We start from the raw sequence: 13,574 nt of genomic DNA on the forward strand, positions 1-13,574 counted from the left end.
GCCGGCAGGCCCGTCCGAATACGTACGGTTCAATCGCTGCGATGATCCTCCCGGGTGTTGGCCACGTGCGTTTCGACGGTGCGGGCAGTCAGCCATAGTCGCTGGGTGATCCCAATCTTGGTTCGCCCCTCGGCCATGAGCGCCAGCACCTCGCGTTCCCTTGAGGTGAGGGACTCCAAGGCCTGGTTTTGGCGGGCGGCACCCATGATTTCAAGCACTAATTCAGGATCGAAGGCGCTTCCTCCGTCCCTGACCCGGCACAGGATGTCCAGAAACTCGCCACGCAGCGTGACAGCCGCCCGGGCGCCGTCGTCCGTATTCTCAGGAGGCATTCGCACGTCGAAGATGACCAGTTCCGGGCGCAGCGCCCTGGTTTGTTCCACAGCTTGCGTGGCATCCGCGACGGCGGCCAGCACCTCGTGGCCGGCGGCTTCCAACAACCCGGACAGGCCCTCGCGGAACAAGGCGGAGTCTTCGGCAATGATCAGCCGCATGGCAGGACCGCCTCAAGCGTGGTTCCACGGCCCTCGGCGCTGGTCAGCCGCAGCTCGCCGCCGAGTGCGTTGACCCTGTCGGTTAGCCCGGCCAGGCCGCCGCCTTCGGCACACCGGGCCCCGCCGCGGCCGTCGTCGCTGATCCGCAGGGAAATCGATACACCCTGCTGCTTCAAGACGATACTGATGCGTTGTGCCTGCGCATGTCTGGTCGCGTTGTGAACTGCCTCGGACGCGACAAAATACGCTGTGGCACCAACAATTTCCGGCACCTCCGGCAATGGCTCCACAATATGCAGGGTGAGCGGGGTGGGTGAGCGTCCACTAAGCTGACGCAACGCCGCGGGCAGGCCGTCATCCAAGGCGCTGGGGCGAACCCCATGGGCGAGCTGACGCAATTCGGCCACCGCCGTGCCAAGCTCCGTCACCGACGCGTCGAGCTGGTCGTGGAGTTCCTTGCTGGGCAGCGGCAGATGCTGCTGGCGTCCACATCTGCCAGCGACGCGGCAAGTTCGAGCTGCTGGCGGCCCATCTCCACAATCGGGGACAGCGCCTTGAGAATGGTTGCGTTGAAGGTTTGGTCACCCTGCCGGCTCTCCGCCCGACCGGGGACGATCACACCCGCAGGGCCGTGTCACCGGTGGCTGTACGCAGCACCGATTCCAGGTCTGCGGGCCCCGCGGCATTGGCAAAAACCCTCTCCTGAAGGTCGGCAACAGCATGCCAAGTCGTTGGAGAACTCCGGAACCATGACCATCATTGTGTGGTTGGGGCTGCTGGCCATGCCTGTCTTGCTGGGAGGCGTTTTGGGGGGCAGGCTATGTTGCCCGCCGGGGAGCACCGGTGCTTGCGGCAGTGGGGACGATCATGTGCTTTGTGGGGTGGTGCTAGGGAGGTGCCACCGTCAACGCCGACTACCTTGTCAATCAGCTGGGGCACAGCGGTTTCGCCCAAGCCGAGATCGTCACGATCGGTGACGCACTCCAAGCCGGCGCGGTTGCCATGGTCGCCGGGCTCATCTGGCTTGCCGGGCACATCGTGGGATTGATCCTGATCGGCGTGGCCCTGGGATGTGCCGGCATAGTGAAGTGGTGGGTGGCCATCGCCTTGATGGTCTCGCAGCCGCTCCATTTCATCGCGGCCGTAGTCATCCCGAGCCGCCTACTTGATGTGACCTTGGGATGGGGGTTGACGACCCTGGCAAGTTTGATGGTCAGCATGGCGATCCTGCGCACGAGCAACGACGACTGGGACCTGCCCCCGGTTGCCCGGGCGGGGGCGCGCTGAGCCGGCCTTGTACCCCAAACCCACGTGCCGCCGTCGTTCTTCAAGGAACGACGGCGGCACGTTCGGCTAAGCGCTCAGCCCCCGCGCAGCTTGTCCATGTCGCGGCGGTCCTTCTTGGTGGGCCGGCCCGTCCCGCGGTCGCGTTGCGGCAGGCCCAGTGCCGGAAGTGTTGGGCGCGGGGGAGTGTGGTCGGTGAAGCAATGCGAGGCGGCTTCCGCGCCCACGCGCTTGTTGATGAGCTGGCGTACTTCCAGGATCCTGTCATAGCCGGGCTGGCGGACACGGACCGTGTCACCGGGGACAACCGTGTGGGCCGCCTTGGCGTTGGCGTCATTGAGTTTCACGTGGCCCGCCCGGCACGCGGCGGTGGCCATGGACCGGGTCTTGTAAGCACGGATGGCCCAGAGCCATGCGTCGATGCGGACCGAGGCGGGGGCTGACTTTGGAATGCTCATGATGGATCCACTCTAGCGGTGTCGCTGAACGCGGCGTCGAAGGTCAGTGCTGACGGGGCCAGGTCTCCTTCAAAGGGGACTGCGAACGGTGTACAGCTGTAGCGAGTACGTCATAGGGATCTCCTGCTGGGACACGGGTTAAGTGTTCCACTTCAACCGAGTACTCGGCAGCCTTTGAGGCGATTGGTGGCAAGCACGGGTGTGCGCTGACAGCCAGCAGCTACACGGAGAATGCCCACTTCGCCTTAATCAACGCCGCACAGAACGGGGCCGAACTCTTCGACGCAGACGGCAAACCAACCTTCACCTCCGACGGTGTGGTTGACGGAAGCAGGCGTTTCGTCGACTTGATGCAGGTGGACATGGTCGTGGGCGTCGCCAACGCATAATACGGCCAGGACACCAAGGCAGTCGACGATTTTGCAACGGGCAAGGTTGCCATGATCATCAACGAGAGCAATGCTGAGAACAGCATCATTGCAAACGGCATGAAAGCCGATCAGTACGGCGTTGTGGCGTTCCCCGCGCCGGCAAACGCCAAGTCAAACGTCGCCAGCCATGTAGCGGGAATCAACCTTCCAATCTTCAAGAACACGAAGAACAAGGACGGCGCCCTGAAGTTTGTGAAGTTCATGACGAGTCCTGATGCGCAGACCGAATTTGGCACGCCAATCGCTTCCCGCCCGTCGGCATCTACGCCACACGGTCCAAGCTCCTGCCGTTGGCAACGGCCCGGCAGGCCGTTGAAGCAGCCAGCTAGTTCCCACGCCATCCCCGGCCAGGCCCATGTGATGGTTGTTGTGCCCCTTTTACCGTCCCTGACATAGGTGACGGCCACGGTGTCGCAGGCCGTTTGTCCAGAAGCGTCACGACGTCACTTTGCTAGTACCTGCATGGGTACTCCGAACCGGCCGGCCCACCTCGGGTGCATCCTAGATGGCGCAGCCGTCGGGGCCGCACACCTCGGCGCCTTCTCCTCCGGTTGCCGAGACCATGGTCAGCGGGTTGGCTTCCTGCCACGCCTGCTCCAACGCCTGGCCGAACACTTCAGCGGGCTGGGCACCGGAGATGCCGTACTTCCTGTCAATGACGAAGAACGGGACGCCCTGGACGCCAAGGGCGCGGCCCTCGGCGATGTCGTTGCGGACATTATCGGCGTACTTTGCGCTGTCAAGGGCCTCGTTGATTTCGACGGCGGACAGGCCTGCCTCGGTGCCGACGGCTACCAGTGCCTCGCGGTTGCCGATGTCGACCCCGTGCTCAAAGTGGGCCGAAAGCAGGGCTTCCTTCACGGCGTCGCCCCGTCCGTGGGACTTGGCCAGGTGGAGCAGTTCGTGGGCGCGGAAGCTGTTGGCGACCACCACGTTCTCGAACTTGAAGTTCAGGCCCTCGGCGGTGGCGGCGCCGGTGACGTGGGTGAGCATGCCCTTGAGCTGTTCGGGGTCCATGCCCTTGCGCTCAACCAGGTAGCTCAGCTCGGTGCCGTCATAGTGCTCGGGGAGGGTGGGGTCCAGCTGGAAACTCTTCCACTGCACATCCACGGAGTCCCTGTGCGGGAACGCGTTAAGGGCAGTTTCGAAACGGCGCTTGCCAATGTAGCACCAGGGGCAGGCCACGTCGGACCAGATTTCAATCTTCATACTGGCGGCAACGGCGGCGAGCCGGCGCTTATTCCGCCCCTTTCGACGGGAAACTAATGGCTGCCCCACCGGGACCCGGATCTCGGGCCTGCAGTGGCGTCGCGTCCGGTGGGAGCAGCCAAATCTTAGGCGTCCACCAGTTCGCGTTCGTGCAGGTAGTTCGCGTAGGCGGCGGTGGTCAAAAAGGCGGGAAATTCCTCGCTCATTGCGACGTTGGTGAAGATTTCCAGGGCGTCCTCGAAACGGTCCCCGTCGAAGCGGGGGAGCCTGGCAAACTCCTCCTCGAGCATCTGGCAGACCCAGTCGTAGGTGATGAGCTCGCCCTGGTCGGTGATGGCCTGGCTGTGGATCCACTGCCAGATCTGGGAGCGGGCGATTTCCGCTGTGGCGGCGTCCTCCATCAGGTTGTTCAGGGCGACGGCGCCGTGCCCGCGCAGCCACGACTCGATGTACTGGATGCCGACCCAGATGTTCTCGCGGATGCCGTGTTCGGTGATGGTGCCCTGGGTGCCGGCGACGTTCAGCAGGGCACGGTCGTCGAGTTCGACGTCCTCGCGGGTGCGGCTGATCTGGTTCGGGTTCCGGCCAAGGATCTCGTCGAAGACCTCCATGGCAACGGGAACAAGGTCGGGGTGGGCGACCCATGAACCGTCAAAGCCGTCGTTGGCCTCGCGTGTTTTGTCGGCACGGACCTTTGCCATGGCGTTGGCGTTAGCTTCAGGGTCGCGGCGGTTGGGCACAAACGCGGCCATCCCGCCGATCGCCATGGCGCCGCGCGTGTGGCAGGCACGGACAAGCTGTTCGGTGTAGGCGCGCATGAACGGGGCTGTCATGGTGATCTGGTTGCGGTCGGGCAGGACGAACCGGGGGCCGCGGGTGCGGAAGTTCTTGATGACGGAGAACAAGTAGTCCCAGCGGCCGGCGTTCAGGCCGGCCGCGTGGTCGCGCAGTTCGTAGAGGATTTCCTCCATCTCGAAGGCTGCCGTGATGGTCTCGATCAAAACCGTGGCGCGGATGGTTCCCTGCGGGATGCCCAACAGGTCCTGTGCCTGGATGAAGATGTCATTCCACAGGCGGGCTTCCTGGTGGTTTTCAATCTTCGGCAGGTAGAAGTACGGTCCCTTGCCCGCAGCGATCAGGCGGCGGGCATTGTGGAAGAAGTACAGGCCGAAGTCCACGACTCCGCCGGCCATCGGCTTGCCGTTGATCAGCAGGTGCTTCTCCGGCAGGTGCCAGCCGCGGGGACGGACCACGATGGTGGGCAGTTCATCGGCCGGGGCCAGCTTGTACTCCTTGCCCTCGGGGCTCGTGAAGTCGATGCGTCGTTCAAGGGCGTCAATGAGGTTCAGCTGTCCGCGGATGACATTGCCCCAGGTGGGTGTTGAGGAGTCCTCCATATCGGCCAGCCAGACCTTGGCCCCTGAGTTCAGGGCGTTGATCGTCATCTTGCGGTCAACAGGCCCGGTGATTTCAACGCGGCGGTCCTCCAAACCGGGAGCCGGGGGAGCAACGCGCCAGCGGGGGTCTTCGCGAATGGCGGATGTTTCACGCAGGTAGCGGGGGTCGCTGCCGCTGAGGATCTGGCTGCGGCGGGTTTTGCGGGCGTCGAGCAATTCCTGGCGCCGCGCCGTCGTAGTCCTGTTCAGTGCGGCGATGAAATCCAAGGCCTCGGGGGTCAGGATTTCATCCTGGCGGTGGAGGGGCGGTGCCGTCAAGGTGATGCCGTTGAACGTGATTCCGTTCAGGCTGTTCGTTGAGTTCATGGGGGTTCTCCAAGGCTGAGGTGAGGGGTGGGGGTTAGTGGAACTGCTCGGCTTCGGTAGAGCCTGCCAATGCGAGGGTGCCGCTGTTAGGGTTCAATGCGCTCGCCACCGCATCGAAGTAGCCTGTGCCTACTTCACGCTGGTGTTTGGTTGCGGTGTAGCCGCGTTCTTCTGCGCCAAATTCGCGCTCCTGCAGTTCGACGTAGGCGCTCATCCCATCCCGGGCGTAACCGTGGGCAAGATCAAACATCGAGTAGTTCAGGGCGTGGAAACCAGCCAGGGTGATGAACTGGAACTTGAAGCCCATGGCGCCGAGTTCACGTTGGAACGCAGCGATCGTGGCGTCGTCCAGATGCTTTTTCCAGTTGAACGACGGTGAACAGTTGTAGGCGAGCATCTGGTCGGGAAACTCGGCGTGGACGGCGTCGGCAAACTTCTTCGCCAGGGCCAGGTCCGGGGTGCCGGTTTCCATCCAGATGAGATCCGCGTGCGGTGCGTAGGCCAGTGCCCTGGCAATGCACGGTTCAATGCCGTTGCGCACAGTGTAGAAACCTTCGGGGGTGCGCTCGCCGGTGATGAAGGGCTTGTCGCGGTCATCGACGTCGGAGGTGATCAGGGTGGCGGCCTCGGCGTCTGTGCGGGCAATGATGACGGTGGGGACGCCGGCGACGTCGGCCGCGAGCCTTGCGGCGTTCAGCGTGCGGATATGCTGGACCGTGGGGATCAGGACCTTCCCGCCGAGGTGGCCGCACTTCTTTTCACTGGCGAGCTGATCTTCGAAGTGCACGCCTGCTGCGCCGGCGGCAATCATGGATTTCATGAGTTCGTAGGCGTTTAGCGGGCCGCCGAAGCCGGCCTCGGCGTCGGCCACGATCGGCACCATCCAATCTTCAACGCTCAGCTTGCCTTCGGAGAATTCAATCTGGTCGGCACGCAACAAGGCGTTGTTGATGCGGCGGACCACCGTGGGGACCGAGTTCACGGGGTACAGGGACTGGTCCGGGTACGTGTTTCCCGAGGTGTTGGCGTCGGCGGCAACCTGCCAGCCGGAGAGGTAGATGGCCTTCAAACCTGCCTTGACCTGCTGCACGGCCTGGTTGCCTGTCAGGGCCCCGAGTGCGTGGGTGTAGTCCTCGGTTCCTGCGTTGCGAAGCTGGTCCCAGAGCTTTTCCGCGCCGCGGCGGGCCAGGGTCTGCTCTTCCGTGACGCGGCCACGCAATTTGATGACGTCTGCGGCAGTGTAGCTGCGTTCAATACCTTCCCAGCGGGGGTTGGCGGCCCATTCAAGTTCGAGAGCGGCGGCTGCCTGTGCATTGTGCTGTTCCGGCGTCATTGCGGGTTCAAATGCTGCAGTCATGATGGAAAGCTCCTTGTGGTCTGCGATCCCGATGGCTCTTCGGTGAGCCGGCGGAGATCTTGGTTCCTTCTTCGTGATTTGAACTATTCAGGTGATTTCAAGCCGTTCATAGAGGGAATTGCTGGAAAGATCTGCAGTTCTTCACGTATTCTCAAGAAATGACTAATGTGGGCTGGAACATAGGCGAAGCGCTGGCGCCGCGCGGCAAGGGAGCCGCGGCAGAGGACGAATTGGACATCATTTCCCTGGGGCGCAGGGTGCGGCACCTGCGCAAGGGGCTGGGCATGACACTTGATGACCTGGGCGAAAAAGTTGGGGCAGCGCCGTCGCAGCTTTCCTTGCTCGAAAATGGCAAACGGGAACCCAAACTGACCCTGCTGCAACACCTGGCCGGGGCACTTGGCGTAGGCCTTGACCAGTTGCTCGGCGCCGAGCCGCCGAGCCGGCGTGCGGCACTTGAAATCGAGCTGGAAAGGGCCCAGCGCGGGCCGCTGTACCAGTCGCTGGGACTGCCCACTGTCCGCGTCAGCTCGCGGCTTTCCACCGAAGTGCTTGAGTCCCTTGTGGGGTTGCAGCATGAACTTGAGCGGCGACTCGAGGAACAGTCGGCCACCCCTGAGGAGGCCCGCCGGGCCAACAGCGAACTGCGGCTGGAAATGCGCGGACGCAACAACTACTACCCCGAGATTGAACGCCAGGCGCAGGACCTCCTAAAAGCCGTGGGCCATGACAGGGGGCCGCTGTCCCACCACGTGGCCGCCGACGTCGCCGAGCACCTCGGTTTTGATCTGCATTATGTGGGGGATCTGCCGCATTCAACCCGTTCGGTGACGGATTTGAAGAATCGCCGAATTTATCTCACGCACGGCCAGCGTTCGGACCATGACCCCCGGTCGGTGCTGTTGCAGGCCCTTGGACACTATGTTTTGGGGCACGAGACGCCGCGGAACTACGCAGACTTTTTGCGCCAGCGGGTCTACACAAATTACTTTGCGGCATCCTTGCTCATGCCTGAACGGGCCACGGTTGATTTCCTGAAGGAGGCCAAGGCAGCCAAGGAACTGGCCATCGAGGATATCCGGGACGCATTTGCCGTCTCCTATGAGACAGCGGCCCACAGGTTCACGAACCTGGCCACCGAGCATCTGGGCATCACCACACATTTCCAGAAGGTGCATGAGTCCGGGATCATCCACAAGGCCTACGAGAACGACGGCGTGAACTTCCCTGCCGACCACACAGGCGCCATCGAGGGCCAGGCGGTGTGCAGGTTCTGGACCTCCCGTGCTGTCTTTGATGTTCCCGACAAGTTCCGTGCGTTCAACCAGTACACGGACACCGGGGCCGGCACCTACTGGTGCACGGCACGGACGGAGCGGCACTCATCGGGGGAGTACTCGCTGAGCATCGGCGTGCCGTATGAGCACGTGAAGTGGTTCCGCGGACGGGAAACCACCGAACGCTCGAAGTCAAAGTGTCCGGATCCAGGCTGTTGCCGCCGTCCCCCTGCCGAGTTGTCCGCCGAGTGGGCGGGGAACGCCTGGCCGTCAACGCGCGCCAACTCGCACCTGCTGGCCGCCATGCCGCAGGGTGCGTTCCCCGGCGTGGATGAAACCGAGGTGTACAGGTTCCTTGCCGCCCACGAGGGACGCTAGGGGGTCAGGGGCTGGGTCCGTGGGGCGGTCGTGTCGCGGAAGCAACGTTTTCTTGGTCTTCGCCTGACGTTCACCTGGCCTTGTGCCTGCCGTCCGCCGGCGGGACATAGCGTGAACGTGTCAGTAGAACGCTCCCAAGAGTGAGGATCCATCATGACCACGCACCAATTCCCGGTAGTTTTGACCACGACCGGCGCCAGCAACGAAGACGTTGTGAGCGACAATGTCTCGGTTGTCAACGAGATGTACCTGGCCCACCTGAACGAAGATGAGATCGCCCCGAACGCGTTGCGCAGCTACTTTGTCGACTTCTACCTCACCTCGGCGCTCGACGGCGGATTCGCCCAGTATGCCTTCATGACCCCCGACAGGGACGAGCTTGACGGCTACATTCGGGAAGGGCTTTCGGCCATGGGTGCCATTAAGCACCTCGACCTCTTCAACCGCACGGCGGCACTTTATGATCTATTGTCCGAGCAGGAACTGGAAGCCTACCTCGACGACGAGGCGGCACCCGAGCGTTCCGAGAGCGTCGCCGCCATGGAATCCCTCGACAGTGAATTTGAGGAATTGTTCGAGGACGAAGATGTCACCGGGCTCAATGCGGCATGGCTGATCGGCCAGGCAGGCCTGCTGGTGCTGGACCCGGCAGCGCTGGCCGCGCACATTGCCCACCGCGTTGCACTCATCCCTGACCTGGCCGAACGCCAGGCCGAGGCGGCACGTGAGAATGCACCCGAGTTCGAGCTCATCATCCGCGAACTTTGCTCTGTCTCCGGCCATGAACTGGCAAAAATCACGTTGGGCGACCCCAACCACGAACACAACGGCGAAACCGTCCTGGCGTGGCACTTTATGACCGACAAGGGCGAATTCATCATGATCGAGGACGACCTCGAGGCCGCCATGATCGACGCCCGGACGCAGGAAGTCGTTGCCAGGGTTGAATTTGATCCGGCAGACGACTTCGCCGGAGCATAAAGCGCGGCTGCCTGCGCCGATCTCACCGTGCATATCTGTCAGCGGGCCAGGGAACGTGGCCTGGGTGCGTGGCCATGTCGTAAGGTCAACGCATGAAAGATCTCAAATGGACTACAACTACCCCCGCCAAAACTGCATGGCAGGCGATGCCTTTCGCCCCTGGCATTTACAAGTGTTTCCTGACGGGCGGACTGCCCAAGGATGTTCAATGGCCCGCCGAATTGAAGCCCCTCAAGCGCGGTGATCTGCTCTACGTGGGCAAAGCCACGAACTTGCGCAGCCGTGCCCGCCACCATGACGTGCAAACATCAAAATCCACCTTCCGCCGTTCCCTGGCCGCACTGCTCGGGCTTCAGGCACAGTGGCACGGACGGTCCGCACACCCGCGGCTGACCGACACGGACGAGGAACTCCTGAGTGCCTGGATGGTCAGCAACCTTGGCACATCCTTTGCCCTGGTTTCGGAGCCGGAACAGCTCGCGGAGCTCGAGGACGCGATGCGCGCCGAACTCCTCCCTCCCTTTAACCGCGACGGCCTGACGCCGGAGCAGATACACGTATCGGCGCTGGCCGCGGCCGCACAACGCAACGCACTTCGCGACAAAGGCAAGCCCACCGGCGACTGATCCCTGTGGTGCCCGGACCCTAAGTGCCTGAACCCTTGACCGTTGCCGAATTGCACAGCATGCTGGCAATAGCTACCGCCGAGTAGGCGGGTTCACGACTGAGAGGACCCCATGGCCCAGGACGCCCCGCACACCAGCACGCCCCCTGCCCGGCGCTTCATCGGCAAGGCGGCGCTCATCACGGGCGCCAGCCGGGGGATCGGATTGGCCATAGCGCAGCGTCTCGCCGCAGAAGGTGCCAGCGTTCTCATCACCGCCCGGCACAAGGAGGCCTTGGATGAGGCGCTGGCAACCCTTGGCGGCAACGCCGTCGCCATTGCCGGGCACACGGATGACCCCGAGCACCGCGCCCAGGTGCTGGCCGCCGTCGACCATCACTTCGGCGGGCTCGACGTCCTTGTCAACAACGCAGGCATCAACCCCGTGTACGGGCCGCTGGAAACCGTTGACCTTGACGCGGCGCGCAAGATCTTCGAGGTCAACGTCCTTGGCACGCTCGCCTGGACGCAGGCAGTGCTGGCGCATCCCGGGCTGGGGTTCAGGGAGCGGCGGGCCAATGTGGTCAATGTGTCCTCCATCAGCGGCGATCTCCCCGCGCCCGGCCTTGGCCTGTACGGCATCAGCAAGGCCGCGGTGTCCCACCTGACGCGCACGCTGTCGGTGGAACTGGCCCCGCAAATCCGGGTGAACGCCGTGGCGCCGGCCGTGGTGAAGACCCGCTTTGCCAGTGCGCTCTACGAGGGCCGGGAGCGCGAAGTTGCCGCGGCCTACCCGCTGGGGCGTTTGGGGGAGCCCGACGACGTGGCCTCCGCCGTCGCCTACCTCGCCTCCGCCGATGCCTCCTGGGTGACGGGGCAGGTCCTGACTCTCGACGGCGGCCTGCGCAACACGGGTGGGTTGGGCTGAGCATGAACGGCGCAACACCGTTCCTTGGTGTCTACCCGGCGTCCGTTGAAGACCTCCGCCGGCGCACCCGCGAGTTCATCCGCAGCACGGTGATCCCCGCCGAACCGCGGCCTGGCCAGACCCTGAACGTTTCAGTCAGGCGGGAACTGGCGGTGGCCGCGCGGGAGGCGGGGGTGTTCGCGCCCCACGTTCCCGTGGCTTACGGCGGGCAGGGACTGGCGGTGGAACACTGGCCGCCCGTGTTCCAGGAGGCCGGCTACTCGCCGATCGGCCCTGCGGTGCTTAACTGCATGGCGCCGGATGAGGGAAACATGCACATGCTGAACCTGATCGGCACCGAGGCACAAAAACGGCGTTTTCTCCTCCCGCTTGCCGCCGGTGACATCAGCTCCTGTTTTGCCATGACCGAGCCGCACCCCGGCGCCGGGTCCGACCCCGAAGCGCTGACCACAACGGCGGTGCGCGACGGCAATGGATGGAGCATCAACGGGCACAAGCGGTTCACCAGCGGTGCAACCCTTGCCGATTTCGCCATTGTCATGGCCCGCACCGAGGCCGACGCGGCCGGCAGTGATGGGGCTGGGGCCCCGGCGGGCGCCTCCATGTTCCTCGTGCCCATGGACACCCCGGGCGTGCAGCTTGGCGCGCCCATCCACACCATGGACAAGTACATCGCCGGCGGGCATTCCCACGTCCACTTCGAGAACGTCCATGTTCCCGGCTCCGCCGTCCTCGGGGAAGCCGGCCTGGGCTTCACGTACGCGCAGGTGAGGCTTGGCCCTGCCCGGCTGACGCACTGCATGCGCTGGCTGGGGCTGGCCCGCCGGGCCATGGACATCATGCTTGACCGCGCCAACACGCGGGAGATGTTTGGTGCTCACCTCTCACAGCTGGGCATTGCGCAGGAGATGATCGCCCAGTCCGTCCTTGACATCGAGACGTCCGACGCCATCATTGCCAGGTGTGCGGCGCTGCTGGCGGTGGATTCGAAGGCGGGTTCGGCGTTGTCGTCGGTGGCCAAGGTGCACTGCTCCGAGGCGGTGTACAGGGTGATTGACAGGGCCGTGCAGCTGTGCGGCGGCGACGGGGTCTCCGACGGGATGCCGCTGATCCAATACCTGAATGAGGTGCGCGCGTTCCGCATCTACGACGGCTCCACCGAAACCCACAAATGGGCCATCGCACGCAGGGCCGCATCCGGGCGGCGACGAGCAGTTGCCGCCGGGGAGGCATTCCAGGGCGCGGCAACCATCCACGAAGGGGAACTTTGATGGGCGCCAAGGCCGACATTGTCCGGACCACCGAAGAGGCCGCCCGGCAGGACGCGCCGCCGCTGCTGGTCCTTGAACGGGTGGAGGAGTTCCTCGACGCATCGGGCCTTGGCACAGGTCCCGTGCACGCCCAACGCATCGGCGGGGGACAGTCCAACGTGACGTTCAGGATCAAAAGGCACGGGGCCGACGTCGTGCTTCGCCGGGGACCGCGCCCGCCCCTGCCTCCGTCCACCCATGACATGCTCAGGGAGGCGCACATCCAGTCGCTGTTGGCGCCACTGGGCATTCCTGTCCCGAAAATCCTGGCCGTGTGCGCGGATCCCAACGTGCTGGGCGTGCCGTTTTACATCATGAAATTCGTGGACGGGGACGTCGTGACGGACACCGTACCCGCACATGTGGATGCGCCCCAGCAGCGCCGCGCCACGAGCGAGGCTGCGGCCGACATGCTCGTGAAACTGCATTCGGTGGATGCCGGCAGCGGCCCGATTGCCGGGATCGGGCGCCCCGACGGATACCTGAAACGGCAGGTGGCGCGGTTTGCCGGGCTGTGGGAGATGGGTGCAAGCCGCGACCTTCCTCAAGTGGCGGCGCTGGCGCAGTGGCTTGAGGCGAACCGGCCGGACACGCAGCGCACGGCAGTGATCCACGGCGACTACCGGCTGGGGAACCTGATGTTCAACCGGACGGGTCCGGCCCGGGTGAGGGCGGTCCTTGACTGGGAAATGGCCACGCTGGGCGACCCCCTTGCCGATCTGGGCTACCTGACTGCGACGTACGCGCAGGCGGGGACGCGGCCGACCCTGCTGGAGCTCACGCCAGTGACGGCACTGCCCGGCTACCTGGACCGCGCCGAAATGGCTGCCAGATACAACGCACGCTTTGGTCTGGACCTCACTGCCCTTCCCTGGTACCAGGTGCTCGCGTTGTGGAAGGCCGCCATTTTCAGCGAGGCGATCTACACGAGATGGAAGCAGGGGGAACGCGCCGACAACGAGTCGTTCGGCGCCGCGCTTGAGGCGGGTGTGCCGCAGCTTCTGGAAACCGCTGCAGCCCACGCTGCACGGCTGCCCTAAGCCAGGCACCTGCACCGATTAGTCCGACGCCGGACACCCGCCCCGGCCACCCCTTGATTG

The 13,574-nt window shown here is 64.1% G+C and carries 13 protein-coding genes and 1 pseudogene; 8 read left to right on the forward strand and 6 right to left on the reverse strand.

The features are described from left to right. Positions 1 to 29: 29 nt before the first annotated feature. Positions 30 to 494, reverse strand: coding sequence for a LuxR C-terminal-related transcriptional regulator (locus AAGW05_RS12305; RefSeq protein WP_411804825.1), 465 nt, complete (start codon positions 492 to 494; stop codon positions 30 to 32). Next, positions 485 to 922: a sensor histidine kinase gene (locus tag AAGW05_RS12310; protein ID WP_411804826.1), complete on the reverse strand. Its 438-nt coding sequence runs from the start codon at positions 920 to 922 to the stop codon at positions 485 to 487. Before AAGW05_RS12310 ends, AAGW05_RS12305 begins: the two co-directional genes overlap by 10 nt. A 574-nt stretch (positions 923 to 1,496) precedes the next feature. Between AAGW05_RS12310 and AAGW05_RS12315 the strand changes: the two genes are divergently transcribed. After that, positions 1,497 to 1,781: a hypothetical protein gene (locus AAGW05_RS12315; RefSeq protein WP_411804828.1), complete on the forward strand. Its 285-nt coding sequence runs from the start codon at positions 1,497 to 1,499 to the stop codon at positions 1,779 to 1,781. Positions 1,782 to 1,855: 74 nt separating this feature from the next. Here AAGW05_RS12315 and AAGW05_RS12320 read toward each other — a convergent pair whose 3' ends face one another. Then, positions 1,856 to 2,236 (reverse strand): RNA-binding S4 domain-containing protein, encoded by a 381-nt coding sequence (locus AAGW05_RS12320; RefSeq protein WP_411804829.1) that lies wholly within the window; start codon positions 2,234 to 2,236, stop codon positions 1,856 to 1,858. Positions 2,237 to 2,640: 404 nt separating this feature from the next. Between AAGW05_RS12320 and AAGW05_RS12325 the strand changes: the two are divergent. Then, a pseudogene (locus tag AAGW05_RS12325) lies at positions 2,641 to 3,063 on the forward strand (extracellular solute-binding protein); the annotation flags it as partial. A 105-nt stretch (positions 3,064 to 3,168) separates the two neighbouring features. Here AAGW05_RS12325 and AAGW05_RS12330 read toward each other — a convergent pair. The 3 genes from AAGW05_RS12330 to aceA form a co-directional block, all read right to left on the reverse strand. Further along, complete coding sequence (locus tag AAGW05_RS12330) at positions 3,169 to 3,876, reverse strand: DsbA family protein (protein ID WP_411804831.1); 708 nt, start codon at positions 3,874 to 3,876, stop codon at positions 3,169 to 3,171. Positions 3,877 to 4,001: 125 nt separating this feature from the next. Continuing rightward, on the reverse strand, positions 4,002 to 5,639 hold the full coding sequence (gene aceB / locus AAGW05_RS12335) for a malate synthase A (RefSeq protein WP_411804832.1): 1,638 nt from the start codon (positions 5,637 to 5,639) through the stop codon (positions 4,002 to 4,004). 34 nt (positions 5,640 to 5,673) lie between these two features. After that, positions 5,674 to 6,996, reverse strand: coding sequence for an isocitrate lyase (aceA, locus tag AAGW05_RS12340; RefSeq protein ID WP_411804833.1), 1,323 nt, complete (start codon positions 6,994 to 6,996; stop codon positions 5,674 to 5,676). A 131-nt stretch (positions 6,997 to 7,127) separates the two neighbouring features. Between aceA and AAGW05_RS12345 the strand changes: the two genes are divergently transcribed. The 6 genes from AAGW05_RS12345 to AAGW05_RS12370 all read left to right on the forward strand — a co-directional run bounded on the left by AAGW05_RS12345 (position 7,128) and on the right by AAGW05_RS12370 (position 13,514). After that, positions 7,128 to 8,651: a helix-turn-helix domain-containing protein gene (locus tag AAGW05_RS12345; RefSeq protein WP_411804908.1), complete on the forward strand. Its 1,524-nt coding sequence runs from the start codon at positions 7,128 to 7,130 to the stop codon at positions 8,649 to 8,651. 153 nt (positions 8,652 to 8,804) lie between these two features. After that, on the forward strand, positions 8,805 to 9,632 hold the full coding sequence (locus AAGW05_RS12350; RefSeq protein ID WP_411804834.1) for a hypothetical protein: 828 nt from the start codon (positions 8,805 to 8,807) through the stop codon (positions 9,630 to 9,632). A 92-nt stretch (positions 9,633 to 9,724) separates the two neighbouring features. Then, positions 9,725 to 10,258 (forward strand): GIY-YIG nuclease family protein, encoded by a 534-nt coding sequence (locus AAGW05_RS12355; protein WP_411804835.1) that lies wholly within the window; start codon positions 9,725 to 9,727, stop codon positions 10,256 to 10,258. Positions 10,259 to 10,369: 111 nt separating this feature from the next. Further along, complete coding sequence (locus AAGW05_RS12360; RefSeq protein WP_411804836.1) at positions 10,370 to 11,164, forward strand: SDR family oxidoreductase; 795 nt, start codon at positions 10,370 to 10,372, stop codon at positions 11,162 to 11,164. Positions 11,165 to 11,166: 2 nt separating this feature from the next. Further along, complete coding sequence (locus AAGW05_RS12365) at positions 11,167 to 12,435, forward strand: acyl-CoA dehydrogenase family protein (RefSeq protein WP_411804837.1); 1,269 nt, start codon at positions 11,167 to 11,169, stop codon at positions 12,433 to 12,435. After that, complete coding sequence (locus AAGW05_RS12370) at positions 12,435 to 13,514, forward strand: phosphotransferase family protein (RefSeq protein ID WP_411804838.1); 1,080 nt, start codon at positions 12,435 to 12,437, stop codon at positions 13,512 to 13,514. Before AAGW05_RS12365 ends, AAGW05_RS12370 begins: the two co-directional genes overlap by 1 nt. Positions 13,515 to 13,574 lie beyond the last annotated feature (60 nt).

The sequence above is a fragment of the Arthrobacter sp. LAPM80 genome (genome assembly GCF_046736435.1).
Lineage (GTDB): Bacteria > Actinomycetota > Actinomycetes > Actinomycetales > Micrococcaceae > Specibacter.

Excerpts from the sequence above, each read along its gene's own strand:
- AAGW05_RS12305 (WP_411804825.1), bottom strand. The coding sequence starts at position 494 with ATGCGGCTGATCATTGCCGAAGACTCCGCCTTGTTCCGCGAGGGCCTG.
- AAGW05_RS12315 (WP_411804828.1), top strand. The coding sequence starts at position 1,497 with ATGGTCGCCGGGCTCATCTGGCTTGCCGGGCACATCGTGGGATTGATC.
- AAGW05_RS12320 (WP_411804829.1), bottom strand. The coding sequence starts at position 2,236 with ATGAGCATTCCAAAGTCAGCCCCCGCCTCGGTCCGCATCGACGCATGG.
- AAGW05_RS12330 (WP_411804831.1), bottom strand. The coding sequence starts at position 3,876 with ATGAAGATTGAAATCTGGTCCGACGTGGCCTGCCCCTGGTGCTACATT.
- aceB (WP_411804832.1), bottom strand. The coding sequence starts at position 5,639 with ATGAACTCAACGAACAGCCTGAACGGAATCACGTTCAACGGCATCACC.
- aceA (WP_411804833.1), bottom strand. The coding sequence starts at position 6,996 with ATGACTGCAGCATTTGAACCCGCAATGACGCCGGAACAGCACAATGCA.
- AAGW05_RS12350 (WP_411804834.1), top strand. The coding sequence starts at position 8,805 with ATGACCACGCACCAATTCCCGGTAGTTTTGACCACGACCGGCGCCAGC.
- AAGW05_RS12355 (WP_411804835.1), top strand. The coding sequence starts at position 9,725 with ATGAAAGATCTCAAATGGACTACAACTACCCCCGCCAAAACTGCATGG.
- AAGW05_RS12360 (WP_411804836.1), top strand. The coding sequence starts at position 10,370 with ATGGCCCAGGACGCCCCGCACACCAGCACGCCCCCTGCCCGGCGCTTC.
- AAGW05_RS12365 (WP_411804837.1), top strand. The coding sequence starts at position 11,167 with ATGAACGGCGCAACACCGTTCCTTGGTGTCTACCCGGCGTCCGTTGAA.
- AAGW05_RS12370 (WP_411804838.1), top strand. The coding sequence starts at position 12,435 with ATGGGCGCCAAGGCCGACATTGTCCGGACCACCGAAGAGGCCGCCCGG.